The 12,044-nt window shown below is 70.9% G+C and carries 11 protein-coding genes and 4 tRNA genes; 5 read left to right on the forward strand and 10 right to left on the reverse strand.

Translation table 11 applies throughout. The annotated features are described in order from the left end of the window. Positions 1-91: 91 nt before the first annotated feature. The 9 genes from K8612_RS02870 to K8612_RS02910 form a co-directional block, all read right to left on the reverse strand. Positions 92-167, reverse strand: a tRNA-Thr gene (locus tag K8612_RS02870). Positions 168-188: 21 nt separating this feature from the next. Next, positions 189-264: transfer RNA gene (locus K8612_RS02875), tRNA-Gly, on the reverse strand. A gap of 9 nt (positions 265-273) precedes the next feature. After that, positions 274-357 (reverse strand) — tRNA-Tyr (locus tag K8612_RS02880). An 82-nt stretch (positions 358-439) separates the two neighbouring features. Continuing rightward, positions 440-512 (reverse strand) — tRNA-Thr (locus K8612_RS02885). A 126-nt stretch (positions 513-638) separates the two neighbouring features. Next, a complete protein-coding gene (gene rlmB, locus K8612_RS02890; protein WP_223742171.1) occupies positions 639-1,439 on the reverse strand; it encodes a 23S rRNA (guanosine(2251)-2'-O)-methyltransferase RlmB in 801 nt (266 codons plus the stop codon). A 5-nt stretch (positions 1,440-1,444) separates the two neighbouring features. Next, a complete protein-coding gene (locus tag K8612_RS02895; RefSeq protein WP_223761182.1) occupies positions 1,445-1,891 on the reverse strand; it encodes a hypothetical protein in 447 nt (148 codons plus the stop codon). A gap of 65 nt (positions 1,892-1,956) precedes the next feature. Then, positions 1,957-2,934: a RimK family alpha-L-glutamate ligase gene (locus K8612_RS02900; protein ID WP_223761183.1), complete on the reverse strand. Its 978-nt coding sequence runs from the start codon at positions 2,932-2,934 to the stop codon at positions 1,957-1,959. 77 nt (positions 2,935-3,011) lie between these two features. Next, positions 3,012-4,340 (reverse strand): adventurous gliding motility lipoprotein CglB, encoded by a 1,329-nt coding sequence (gene cglB / locus K8612_RS02905; RefSeq protein ID WP_223742174.1) that lies wholly within the window; start codon positions 4,338-4,340, stop codon positions 3,012-3,014. Positions 4,341-4,556: 216 nt separating this feature from the next. Further along, positions 4,557-4,949, reverse strand: coding sequence for a DsrE family protein (locus K8612_RS02910; RefSeq protein WP_223742175.1), 393 nt, complete (start codon positions 4,947-4,949; stop codon positions 4,557-4,559). Positions 4,950-5,075: 126 nt separating this feature from the next. On the opposite strand from K8612_RS02910, the gene K8612_RS02915 reads away from it, so the two are divergent. The 4 genes from K8612_RS02915 to hrpB all read left to right on the forward strand — a co-directional run bounded on the left by K8612_RS02915 (position 5,076) and on the right by hrpB (position 10,234). Then, positions 5,076-5,687: a HEAT repeat domain-containing protein gene (locus K8612_RS02915; protein WP_223761184.1), complete on the forward strand. Its 612-nt coding sequence runs from the start codon at positions 5,076-5,078 to the stop codon at positions 5,685-5,687. Between the two features lie 80 nt (positions 5,688-5,767). Continuing rightward, positions 5,768-6,463: an HAD family hydrolase gene (locus tag K8612_RS02920; RefSeq protein ID WP_223742177.1), complete on the forward strand. Its 696-nt coding sequence runs from the start codon at positions 5,768-5,770 to the stop codon at positions 6,461-6,463. 42 nt (positions 6,464-6,505) lie between these two features. Next, positions 6,506-7,624, forward strand: coding sequence for a hypothetical protein (locus tag K8612_RS02925; protein WP_223761185.1), 1,119 nt, complete (start codon positions 6,506-6,508; stop codon positions 7,622-7,624). A gap of 45 nt (positions 7,625-7,669) precedes the next feature. Then, positions 7,670-10,234 carry an ATP-dependent helicase HrpB gene (gene hrpB, locus K8612_RS02930; RefSeq protein WP_223761186.1) on the forward strand — a complete coding sequence of 855 codons (2,565 nt, stop codon included), beginning with the start codon at positions 7,670-7,672 and terminating at the stop codon, positions 10,232-10,234. 18 nt (positions 10,235-10,252) lie between these two features. Here hrpB and K8612_RS02935 read toward each other — a convergent pair whose 3' ends face one another. Further along, positions 10,253-10,732, reverse strand: coding sequence for a GNAT family N-acetyltransferase (locus K8612_RS02935; protein WP_223761187.1), 480 nt, complete (start codon positions 10,730-10,732; stop codon positions 10,253-10,255). Positions 10,733-10,994: 262 nt separating this feature from the next. On the opposite strand from K8612_RS02935, the gene K8612_RS02940 reads away from it, so the two are divergent. Next, positions 10,995-12,044, forward strand: coding sequence for a hypothetical protein (locus K8612_RS02940; RefSeq protein WP_223761188.1), 1,050 nt, complete (start codon positions 10,995-10,997; stop codon positions 12,042-12,044).

Below are 12,044 nucleotides of genomic sequence, written 5' to 3' on the forward strand. Positions count from 1 at the left end.
CTTGCCGTGGTCCACGTGCCCAATCGTTCCGATGTTCACGTGGGGCAGGCTGCGATCGAACTTTTCCTTGGACATGACACTCCTCGAAAAATGGAGCCCTGAACCAGGATTGAACTGGTGACCTCATCCTTACCAAGGATGCGCTCTGCCAACTGAGCTATCAGGGCTTGGCGATTCACTACAACGGTTGGAGCGGGAAATGGGATTCGAACCCACGACATTCAGCTTGGAAGGCTGACGCTCTACCAACTGAGCTATTCCCGCATTGCCGAGTGGAGAGAGGTGGATTCGAACCACCGTAGGCGTAGAGCCGGCAGATTTACAGTCTGCTCCCTTTGGCCGCTCGGGCATCTCTCCAGATATTCGCTTGTCGTGCTGCGTGCTGCTCACTACACCATCTCGCTGCGTCCCGGGCCCTTTTCCGCGGCCCGTCCTACCTGGCCGGCGGCGGGATTTGAACCCGCGACCTACTGATTACAAATCAGTTGCTCTACCGACTGAGCTACACCGGCATCCATCCAGCAACTGCCCCGCCCTACCTCATCCCGAGCGGACCGTCAACCCCTCGGCAGCGACTTGAGAGGCGCGACCTTTTAGAAGCCCCCACTCTCCAAGTCAAGGAGATTGATCCGGGGTCGTTAGCGGGAAGGACGGCCCCGCTGACGGGCGACCTCGTATAGCAGAATCGCGGCGGAAACCGACGCATTCAATGAACCGACCTGACCGCCCATGGGAATCCGGAGGCGGAAGTCGCAGTGCTTGAGGACGCCTTCCCTCACGCCCGCCCCCTCGGCCCCCACGACCAACGCCAGGGGCCCGTCCAGGCGGGCGCTCCACAGGGGCTCCGCGCCCTCCACGTCCGCGGCCGCGACCCAGAGCCCCGCTTCCTTCAACTGCTCCAGGGCGCGGGAGATGTTGGTGACGCGCGCGATGGGGCAGTACTCGACGGCGCCGGCGGAGGCCTTGGCCACCGTGCCCGTCACCTGCACGGCGCGGTCCTTGGCCAGGACGACGCCGTGGGCCCCGAGCGCGTGGGCCGAGCGGATGATGGCGCCCAGGTTGTGCGGATCCTGGATGCCGTCGAGCACGACGACGAGCGCGGGCTGCTTCCTGGCCTTCGCCGCTTCCAGCACGTCCTCGAGTTCGACGTACTGGAAGCCGCGCAGTTCGGCGACGACGCCCTGGTGCACGCCACCCTCCGCCATCGAGGACAGCCGCTCCCGGCCAACCTTCTCCACGCGGACGCCCGCGTCACGCGCGCGGCTGAGCAGCTCGCCGGCGGCCTTGGCGCCGACCTGCCCGTCGACGATGAAGAGGCGCTCCACCGCGTCCGGGTGGGCTCGCAGGGCCTCCAGCACGGGGTTGACGCCATGGACGTAGCGCGGGGCTTCGTGGCCGCCGCGGTCACCACTGGAAGGCTTGGAGGAGCGCTCGCGCATGGGGGCTACTGGACCTCCACGGGCAGCGAGAAGGTCTTCTTCTGACGGGCGCAGATCTTCTCCGTGCAGATGAAGAAGGTCAGCGTCGCGTCCAGCGTGCCCTTGCCGGCGGACACCGCGGTGAAGGGGACCTCGAAGCGCGGATCCACGAACTGCTGGCCGTCCGCCTTTTTCGCCACCGACTGTTCACGCGTCAGCGTCTTCTGGGCGGGCGTGAGCTGCTTGCCCGTCAGCTCCAGCTTCAGCGGGGCCTCGTCGGAGACGTGGGCGCCGGGCTTCGACTTGATGGCGAGCACGAACGTGCCCTGCCCTCCGGCCTTCACCTGCGTCGACGTCCCCTCGGTGGTGACCTCGTAGAGGGTTGCGGGGTCCACGTCCTGGGCCAGCACCGGCGCGCCGACGAGCGTCAGCAGCAGGGGGGCCAGGGTCGGGAGGCGGCGGGTGCGGGGCATGGGTGTCTCCAGGAAGGCGGCGTTCGTATACCGGGGCTTCGGACGCGCGGGGAGCGCTTTCTCTTCTAACTCCGCGGCGCGCTCACCTTCACGGCGCCCTTGCGCCCCGGCGGTGGCGGGGGAAGGGCCTGGGGCGTCTCCAGGGCGGCGGTCCAGACGGGGACGGCGCCGGCGACGAGGGCCTCCGCCCGCTGGATGATGGGCGTGGCCAGGTCCAGGCCCGTCGCGGCCTCCATCTCCAGGAGCGCGGGCGAGCTGTTCACTTCGAAGACCTTGGGGTGTCCCTGGACGTCCAGGATGTCCACCGCGGCCACCTCCAGTCCCACGAGCCGGGCGACCTTCTCCGCCGTGGCGCGATGGCCGGGAGACAGCGGCAGGGCCTCCAGGCGGGCGCCCCGGTTGAGCGTGTGCGAGAGGCGCCCGGGGCGCGGCTTGCGCAGCACGCAGGCGATGGCCTCGCCGCCGACCACGAGCACGCGCACGTCCTGGCCGGTGCTCCGCACGTACTCCTGCATGACCAGGTTGTGCCCCAGACCGAGCACCGCCTCGAGCGCCGCCTCCAGGGACTGGAGGCTTTCGCAGACCATCACCCCGTGCTTCTCCTGGCCCTGGAGGAGCTTCACCAGCACGGGCACCCCGCCCACCAGGCCGACCATTTCCTTGAGGTGGGCCGCGTCCCGGGCCATCACCGTGGCGGGGATGTCGATGCCGTGGGCGGAGAGGAGCTGGAGGGCGCGCATCTTGTTGCGCGACTGCGCGATGGCCTGGGCATGGTTCACCAGGGGCACGCGCGCCAGACCGAACTGGTTCACCACCGCGAGCCCGTAGGTGCTGATGGACAGGGCGATGCGCGGGATGACGACGTCGGTGGGGGTGAGCTTCTTGCGGTCGTAGAAGAGGGTCGCCTGGCTGCCCCCGTCCAGATGCATCTGCACCCGGAGCGGGTTGAGCACGCGGACCCGGTGTCCCCTCGCGCGGCCTGCTTCGACGATCCGCCGCGTGGACGAGATGGAAGCGGAGCGCGAGAGGACAGTGATTTTCATGGCGGAGGCGACCGGCCCGGCGAGGACCCTATAATCCCCGCCTCCGCCCGCGTAAAGCCGCCTCCGCCTGCCTGCCGCTAGAGCTGGCGGATGGCGCGCACTTCGACGCTGACCGGGTCTTCCGGACGCGACGCCTCCAGCTTCGCGCAGGCGCTGCCCGTGAACCGCACGCCAGGATTCTCGGGGTCCGACTGGTCCAGCGACCAGGTGTCGGGGCCCGCGAGCGTGCGCTCGCCGTCGATGTAGACGACGATGAGCTTCTCATCGGAGGGCATCTGGCTCTTCTCGAGCTTGGTGAAGCAGGGCTCGCCCGGCAGGATCTGCTCGCTGATGGACTTCAGCGCGGCCGCGAGTTCCTCGCGATTGCCCGCCTGGTAGAAGGACCGTCCGCAGAGGCCGGTGTTGACGTCGCAGGTGTCCCCCGTGCCGCAGTCGACGCTGGCCTTGCAGGTGCGCGCGTAACCACCGGCGCGGGCCATCTCGTTGAGGACGCTGGGGCCGTCACCCGTCGACGTCTCCGCGCCGAAGCCGATGACGATGGTGGAGATCTTCTTCGTCTTCAGCGACTCCACCGCCAGCACGGAGGCGTCCTTGTCGAGGCAACCCCGCTTGTAATACGGGCTCAGCTCCGCCGAGCACTGCGTCGGCTCCTCGAGCGTGCAGCGGCACGCGGCGCTGCTGCCGTTGTTCGCGTTGTTGTCGTTGCAGTTGGGCAGACCGTCGGTCAGCAGGATGATGATCTGATCGCGTTCCTCGGATGGGGGGCCGAGGAGGGTGCTCGTGAACAGCAGGCTCTGCGCGGTCGGCGTACCACCCTGGGGGCGGTTGGCGCCACCGTTGGGGATGGACTGGATGCTGTCATTCACCGAGTTCGCGTGGAGCTGGAGTTCCGCGTCCGAGTCCTTGTCGAAGGGGATGGCGACGCGGACGCTCTCTCCGGTGGCGGCGGGCGCGCACAACTGGGCGGCGCTCGGCTTCTGCGGAGGCGGCAGCACGGGCGGAGGCGCCGGATAGGTCGTCAGGCCGAAGCGGACCAGCTTGCCGCTCTCCGCGAGGAACGGGCCCATCGCGCCCTGGAGCTCGCTCCAACGCGTGGGGCACTTCGACGTGTCGCAGGGGTAGTCGTCGCGGCAGGTGAAGGTGAAGCCGTCCTGGGTCAGGTCACACACGCGCGTGCCGTTGACGACCAGGTCCTTGTTGACCGGCAGGGTCATCGAGCCGGAGATGTCCACGAGGAGCATCACGTCCGGCTTGCTCCTGCGGGCGGTGATCACCGTCTCCTTCGTCGTCTGGGCGATCGCGAGCGGCTCCACCGGCTCGAAGTCATACGTCTGACAGCCGGCCATCACGGCGACACCAAGGGTGCCGGCCAGCAGTGCGCTCAGGGGGGTCGACTTGGCGCGCATAGGCTTTGAGGGTTCCTTCCAGGGGGGGACAACGAACTGCGAATGCCCCAGCGTAACGCGTGGACGCCCACCGAGGCTACAGCGACTCGCGGCAGGCAGGTTCCATTCAGGTAGTGCTGCCAAGTTGCAACGTCAGGCGATCCCCGAGGGCAGATCCGCTTCCCCTGTCGGACATCCGCCTCCTTCCGGAGGGTGGGGAGCGGCGCGGGTGTCCGCTCAGAGCGTGAGGACGCGCGCGCCTTCCGTCAGCCTCCAGATGGAGGCCAGGCCCATCACTTCGTCCAGCGTGCCGTGCAGCTCCTGAGGCGACAGGCCACAGATGCGCACCGTGGTGTCGCAGGCCACGAGCTTCGCGCCCAGGGCGCGCGCCTCCTCCAACATGCGGGCCGGGGTGGGCACATTGAGCCCTTCGGCCCGGGCCGCCTCAGTGCGCTCGCGCTCGCTGTGCGCCAGGCCGAAGCCGCCTCGGACCAGTTGGCGCAGGGCCTCGAAGGCGAAGACGAAGTAGACGTCGTCGCCCATCGCGGCGGCGGTGATGCCCATGGAGGCCGCCTGATAGGCGGGCTCGTACGTGGCGTGCTGGAGGAAGAAGAAGACGCGTCCGGCCATGGTGGACCGACCTTAGCGTTATCGAGTCCGGACCGGCAGCCGTCGTATAACGGGGCTCCCCTTCCCCTCCGGGAGCCCCGCATGCCGAGCCAGCCGTCCCGCCCCCGCGGTGTTCGTCCCTCGCCAGTGCCGTGCCGTTCCGCGTCCTCGCGCTGGGTGGCGCTGGCCGGTCTCGTCGTGCTCGCGGGCCTGGGGCCCGTGTCCGAGGCGGCTCCGGCCGGCGCGAAGACCCCGGCCGCGGCATCCGCGCCTCCGGCCGTCGCCGTTCCCGGACCGCTGCGCACGGAGGCCCTGGGACTGCTCTCACAACCGACCTTGGCCCCCGAGGCGGCGTGGCGCAGGTTCGGGCCGGAGGTCGTGCCCGTCCTGGCCGCGCTGGCGGAGGACACGAGCGTCCCGGACGCGCAGCGGATGCGGGCCGTGACGGCGCTGGCTCGCGTGGAATCGCCGGAGGCGGGACAGACGCTCCAGGCGATGCTGGAGGATCCGCACCGGCCTTCGGAGGTCCGCTCGCAGGCCGCGGCCGCGCTGGGCCAGCGGCTGGGGTTCGAGGCCGTGACGACGCTGCAGGCCCGATTGGAGGACCACGACCTGCGGCTGCGTGAGGCCGTCGCCCAGGCGCTCGGCCGGCTGGGCGGTCAGCGGGTGCGCGAGGTGTTGGAGGAGCGGCTCCCCCTGGAGGAGGTTCCCCGGGTGCGCGAAGCGCTCCAGCAGGGCCTCACGCTCGCGGAGCCCTGAGCCGGGCATGGCGGGGGCAGCCGCCCTGGTGGACTGCTCGGGGCTCGCGCCGGGCGGGGCGTTCCGTTAGATGGGAGGCCATGCGCCCCACCGTCCTTCTTTTCGATATCGATGGCACCCTCGTCACCACCGGCGGCGCCGGACGCCGCGCCATGGGCCTGGCCTTCGAGCAACTTCACCAGCGGCGCGACGCGTGCGATGGCTTCAGCATGTCCGGCATGACGGACCGGGCCATCGTCCGCAAGGGGCTGGGCATCATCGGCCAGCCCGACACCGAGGACACCATCAGCGCGGTCATCGACGCGTACGTCGCCCACCTGGGGCTGGAGGTTCCCAAGGTCGACGCGCGCGAGTACCGGCTGCACCCGGGCATGCGGGAGGCCGTGATGGAGGCTCGCTCGCGGCCGGGCTTCGCGGTGGGGCTGGGCACCGGCAACGTGCGCGCGGGCGCCAAGGTGAAGCTGGACCGCGTGAACATCCACGACCAGTTCGCCTTCGGCGGCTTTGGCTGCGACTTCGAGGACCGCGTGGCGCTCATCCGGCACGGCGCACAGGCCGGAGCGGCGCAACTGGGTGAGCGGCTGGAGGCGTGCCGGGTGGTGATCATCGGCGACACGCCGAAGGACGTCGCGGCCGCCAAGGGCATTGGCGCGGAGACGATTGGCGTGGGCACGGGCAACTTCACGCCCCAGGCGCTGCGCGACGCAGGCGCCGAGTGGGCCTTCGCGGACTTCTCCGCCCCTGGAGCCATGGAGGCCCTGCTCGTCGGACGGTGAAGGTGTGGTATCTCCGCCGCCCCTCCGAGGAGTCGTTCACGCATGTCGTCCACGCTCGAATCCTATGAGCTGATCCGCTTCGCCGAGGCCTTCGAGGCCCGACTCGCCACGGCGGAGGAGATGGTCGTCGGCAGGCCGGGGCTGGAGGCCGAGAAGCAGTGGCTGGCCTCCGCGCTGGAGCGCCTGCGCGAGGCCCGTGAGCCCGCGGGCGGCCTGCTGGAGCAGGTGAAGGACCTGCCGGAGCTCGACGAGGCCCGCGAGGAGTTCTCGTTCGATCAGCAGGGCCGCTGGGTGGATGCGCTGGAGAAGCTGCACGCCGGCATCACCTTCACCGCCAGCAGCCGCGCCCCCGTCATCGAGGCGCTCTTCCCCCACCTCAAGTTCCCGCAGTTGCGCCGGGCGCCCGTGGAGCTGGTCAACGAGTACGCCGCGTCGTACGAGCGGCGGCTCAAGAGCGCCTACGTCACCCGCATCTTCTCCCGCGACGACTTCGCCATGGTCCGCCCCGTCGTGGACCAGGTCGCCGCGACGTTCGCCGCGTGGACCGCGAGCCTCTCCCCCACTCCCCTGCCCCCGGAGCAGGAGGCGGCCCTGCGCGAGGCGCTGGTGTCGCTGGGGCGGCGCCTGGACGTGGCGCTGCGGCAGGGGCGGCTGCTCGCGGAGGCCGCGCTCGTTCCCGTGCCCGGGGTCTTCGAGGCCGCGGGCCTCACCCTCAAGCCCCGGAAGCGCGCGGGCAAGTCGCTCGCGCTCTCCGCGGAGGACGGCGCTTCGGACCTCTTCGGTGAGGAAGGTGACGCCGACCAGGAGGAGGCGTTCGAGGGGTCCGAGGAGGATTCCGGAGACGACTCCCTGGAGGCGGCTCCCGATGAGCCGGAGGCCCAGGCTCCCCTGGAGGAGACCGTGGCGGAGGCCGCCGACGCCGAGGCCCCGGCTTCGGACGGTGGGGCCGAGGAGGTCACCGCCGCCGCCGACCCCGTCGCTCCGGAGGCTCCCGTCGCGGCGCGTCCCGCACGGCGGGGCCGGCCTCCAAAGAACGCCGCGCCAGCCGCGGAGACCGCTCAGGCCGACGCTCCTTCGGATGCTTCGGCTTCCGGTGCTCCGGAGGCCGTGCGCCCCAAGCGACGCAAGAAGACCGACCCGTCCGAGGCTGGCACGCCTTGAGACCCGACGCGCGGTGAGTCCCCCGCCGTGAAGAGGAACCCGGACATGGCGGACGTCGCCCTTCCCATCGATCCCCTCCTGCCTGACATCGTCTCCACGCTCCGGAGCGCGCGGTCGCTCGTGCTGGAGGCGCCGCCCGGCGCGGGCAAGACGACCCGTGTTCCCCGCGCGCTCTTGGAGGCAGGGCTGGGCGCTGGCAAGGAGATCGTCGTCCTCCAGCCCCGGCGGCTGCCCACCCGGCTCGCCGCGCAGCGCGTGTCCGAGGAGATTGGCGAGCGCGTGGGCGAGACCGTCGGCTACCAGGTCCGCTTCGAGGACGTCCGCGGGCCCAAGACGCGCATGTCCTTCGTCACCGAGGGCGTGCTCGGACGCCGTCTGCTCACCGACCCCACCCTGCGCGACGTGGGCATCGTCGTACTCGACGAGTTCCACGAGCGGCACCTGTCCGCGGACATCTCGCTCGCGCTCCTGCGGCGGCTGCAGGAGACGGCCCGCCCGGACCTCAAGCTCGTGGTGATGTCCGCGACCCTGGAGGCCGAGCCCGTCCGCGCGTACCTGGGCGGCGCCCCTTCCCTGCGCTCCGAGGGCCGCCGCTTCGACGTCAGCGTCGAATACCTGTCCGCGCCGGACGAGCGGCACCTGGATCAGCAGGTGCTCTCCGCGCTCAAGCGCCTGTTCACCCAGGGCGTCGACGGAGACGTGCTCGTGTTCCTCCCCGGTGCCGGGGAGATCCGCCGCGCGCGCGACACCTGCGCGGAGTTCGCCGAGCGCCATGACGCCGACGTGCTCCCGCTGCATGGCGACCTCTCTCCCGCGGAGCAGGACCGCGCCGTGCGCCGCAGCTCGCGCCGGAAGATCATCCTGTCCACCAACGTCGCGGAGACGTCCGTCACCATCGACGGCGTCGCGGTCGTCATCGACAGCGGGCTTGCTCGCGTGGCGTCCCACTCGCCCTGGTCCGGGCTGCCGCAGCTCAAGCTGGGCAAGGTGAGCCGGGCCTCCGCCGTGCAGCGCGCCGGCCGCGCGGGCCGCACCCGGGCCGGGCACTGCGTGCGCCTCTACACCCAGCATGACTTCGACGGCAGGCCGGATCAGGAGGCCCCGGAGATCCGCCGCACCGACCTGGCCGAGACGGTGCTCTCGCTGCGTGCGTCGGGCGTGAAGGACCTGACGGCGTTCCCATTCTTCGAGCCGCCCCCCGCCCCCGCCCTGGAGGCCGCGGAGACGCTGCTGCGCCGGCTGGGCGCGGTGGACCCGAAGGGCGGCGTGACGGACGTGGGCCAGCGGCTCTTGCGCTTCCCCGTCCACCCCCGCCAGGCGCGCGTCATCGTCGAGGGCGAGCGGCGGGGCGTGGGCGGTGATGCCGCTGTGCTCGCGGCCCTCATGGGCGAGCGCGACATCCGCCGCGAGGCCCGCGCCAACCTGGGCGGCGGGGGCCGTGCGTCCGCGCTCGTCAGCGGGCCTTCCGACCTGCTGGAGCTCCTGGAGCGCTTCCGCGAGGCCGGCCGTTCAGGCTTCGCCTCCGGCCGCATGCAGTCGCTGTCCCTGGACGCGGGCGCGGTGCAGTCCGTGGAGCGCGTGCAGAAGCAGTTGCGCCGCGCGGTCCGCGAACAGGGCTCGCGCCCCAGCCGCCCCGAGGACGTGGAGCAGGCGCTGATGCTCAGCGTGCTCGCGGGCTACCCGGACCGTGTGGCCCGCAGGCGGCGGCCCCGCTCCCCGGAGCTGCTCATGTTCGGCGGCGGCACCACCAGCCTGTCCGAGTTCAGCGTCGTCCAGGACGCGGAGCTGATGGTCGCCGTGGACGCGGAGGAGCGCCCCGGCCGCGGCGCCGTCGTGCGGCTCGCCAGCGCCGTGGAGGCCGAGTGGCTGCTGGACCTCTACCCGGACGCGCTGGAGGAGGTGGACACCCTCCAGTGGAACGCGGACTCGCGCCGCGTGGAGCGGCTCACCCGGCTGGCCTACGGCAACCTCGTGCTGGAGGAGACGCGCACGCCCGCACCGCCGTCCGAGGAGGCCGCGCGCGTGCTGGCCGAGGCGGCGCTGGCCGCGGGCCCGGAGCGCTTCGCGGAGCCCGAGGCGCTGGAGCAGTGGCGCACCCGCGTGGACCTGCTGGGCAAGGCGTTCCCCGAGGCGGGCTTCCCCACCGTGGACGCGGGCTTCATGCGCGACGCGCTGGCGTCCCTGTGCGTGGGCGCGCGCAGCTTCTCCGACCTGGAGGGCGTGTCGCTGCTGGACGCGCTCTACGCGCGGCTCACCTCCGAGCAGCAGCGCCTCTTGGCGAACCACGCCCCCGAGCGCGTCACCCTGCCTGGCGGGCGCGGCGTGAAGGTGCACTACGAGCCCAACAAGCCACCCTGGGTGGAGTCACGGCTGCAGGACTTCTTCGGGATGGCGCAGGGGCCCAGCGTGGGCGCGGGCCGCGTGCCGCTGGTGTTGCACCTGCTGGCCCCCAACATGCGCGCCGTGCAGGTGACGACCGACCTGGCGGGCTTCTGGGAGCGTCACTACCCGGCGATCCGCAAGGAGCTGTGCCGCAAGTACCCCCGGCACTCGTGGCCCGAGGATCCGCGCCACGCCGAGCCGCCCGCGCCCCGTCCTCCGAGGCGCTGACGGCGAAGCGGCGCGGGACTACAGCCGCTTGTGCATCTCCAGGTGGTCGATGCCGGCTTCGTCGAAGACGGCGCCGACGGGCTGGTAGCCGTGCTTCTTGTAGAAGTCGAGCGCGTAGAGCTGGGCGTGCAGCATGATGCCGTTCACGTTGCGGCGGCGCGCCTCCTCCTCCAGCGACGTGAGGAGCAGCGAGCCCACGCGGGCCTTGCGGTGCGCCTGGAGCACCGCCATGCGGCCAATCTGGCCCCACGTCCCGGTCTGCCCCGCGGGCGGCTCCGGCAGCTTCACCAGCCGGCCGGTGCCGATGGCGTGGCCGCCCTGGTAGGCGATGACGTGGTAGGCGTGGGCGTCCTCGGCGTCGCGCTCGATGCCCTCGGGCACGTGCTGTTCCTCGATGAACACCACCTCGCGGATGGCGAGGGCCTGCATGAGCTCCGCCTCGTCCTTGATGTGGGCGATGGTGACGGGTGCCGGGGATGTCTCTGGAGGCGTCGGCATGGCTCCGGGCAAGGTACACAAAAGCCCGCGCCGCCAACAGGCGGAAAAAACCACCGCCCGCCGCCCCGGCACGCCCCGCGCGCGCTCGCCCCGTCCCCTGCCCCCTGGCCCCGAAAGGGACTGTCGCGAAAGCCCCGCCGCATCGGGTCATCCGGTTGCAATTGCCCTCTCACGTCGGGCCCGGAGCGGACCGCACTCCGCGCATGGGTGGGGCCTCCCGGAGGAGGATCACCTCCGGGAGGGCATGGTAGGGTTCAGGCCGATGCGTACCCGTGCCCTCTTCGCCCTGTCCGTGGGCCTGCTGTCGACGCCCGCGCTCGCCCAGAAGGAGTTCTTTTTTGGAACGGGAGAGCCGCCCGTGTTCCGCGAAGCGGACATGGACAAGCGGTTCCTCCGCTCCCGCGTCAATCAGGCCCTGGTCCAGGGGACGAGCGACGCGAACTGCGCGCAGTTGGTGGGCGCGCTGCTCACCATCGTGGGCGAGTCCGCGCCGTACCTGCACAAGCGCGACGAGAACTTCTACCTGGACCCCGTGCTGATCCAGGCGCTGGGCACGCAGCTCTCCACGCCGCGCTTCCCGGCCAACATGTTCCTGGTGTCGATGATGCGGCGGGTGCTCATCGACAAGCGGCTGCCGCCGGAGTGGATGCAGACGGCGGTGGCGCTCGCGCCGTACTACCCGCCGTTGGACCTGAGCAAGCTGCGCTTCATCGCGGATGGCGTGAAGCCGGTGGACAGCTTCTTCTTCACGCTGCCCGCGATGCTGGAGCGCTACGACGTGGAGGTCCTCAAGGCCAACACCACCGCGGCCAGCGTGGCGGACGCGAAGTTCCGCGACGACTACCTGGACAAGGAGGTCGCCTTCGCGGGGCTGGAGTTCGTCGACGCGAAGCTGGAGAAGCCCAAGAAGAAGAGCAAGAAGGGCCCTCCGCCGGAGCCTCCTGCGCTGGTGGCCCGGCTCGTCTTCTACCTGCCGGATCCGGGCAATGACGGCCTGCTGTCCGGGCTCACCTACGGCAAGCCGAAGGTGCGGCCCGCCATCAACATCACGGCGCGGTTGAAGGACGACCAGTACACGCCGCTGACGCAGTTGCCGAAGGGCGCGCGCGTGCTCCTGCGCGGCCGCTTCTGGGAGTACCGCAAGCAGCTCAAGGAGCTGGAGGTGCGCGACGCGTACCTCTTCCAGGACCGAGACTGGGCCCAGAACCCCGCGCTCGCGGATCCCAACGCCGTGGCGGCCTGTCCGCTCGCGTTCAACGACCTGACGGGCACCGCGCCCATGCAGCCGGGCGGCTTCGGCAGCAAGCGCTGA

Source organism: Corallococcus sp. AS-1-6, assembly GCF_020037015.1.
In the GTDB taxonomy this organism is placed as follows: domain Bacteria; phylum Myxococcota; class Myxococcia; order Myxococcales; family Myxococcaceae; genus Corallococcus.

Excerpts from the sequence above, each read along its gene's own strand:
- K8612_RS02920 (WP_223742177.1), top strand. The coding sequence starts at position 5,768 with ATGCGCCCCACCGTCCTTCTTTTCGATATCGATGGCACCCTCGTCACC.
- rlmB (WP_223742171.1), bottom strand. The coding sequence starts at position 1,439 with ATGCGCGAGCGCTCCTCCAAGCCTTCCAGTGGTGACCGCGGCGGCCAC.
- K8612_RS02925 (WP_223761185.1), top strand. The coding sequence starts at position 6,506 with ATGTCGTCCACGCTCGAATCCTATGAGCTGATCCGCTTCGCCGAGGCC.
- hrpB (WP_223761186.1), top strand. The coding sequence starts at position 7,670 with ATGGCGGACGTCGCCCTTCCCATCGATCCCCTCCTGCCTGACATCGTC.
- K8612_RS02935 (WP_223761187.1), bottom strand. The coding sequence starts at position 10,732 with ATGCCGACGCCTCCAGAGACATCCCCGGCACCCGTCACCATCGCCCAC.
- K8612_RS02900 (WP_223761183.1), bottom strand. The coding sequence starts at position 2,934 with ATGAAAATCACTGTCCTCTCGCGCTCCGCTTCCATCTCGTCCACGCGG.
- cglB (WP_223742174.1), bottom strand. The coding sequence starts at position 4,340 with ATGCGCGCCAAGTCGACCCCCCTGAGCGCACTGCTGGCCGGCACCCTT.
- K8612_RS02895 (WP_223761182.1), bottom strand. The coding sequence starts at position 1,891 with ATGCCCCGCACCCGCCGCCTCCCGACCCTGGCCCCCCTGCTGCTGACG.
- K8612_RS02910 (WP_223742175.1), bottom strand. The coding sequence starts at position 4,949 with ATGGCCGGACGCGTCTTCTTCTTCCTCCAGCACGCCACGTACGAGCCC.
- K8612_RS02940 (WP_223761188.1), top strand. The coding sequence starts at position 10,995 with ATGCGTACCCGTGCCCTCTTCGCCCTGTCCGTGGGCCTGCTGTCGACG.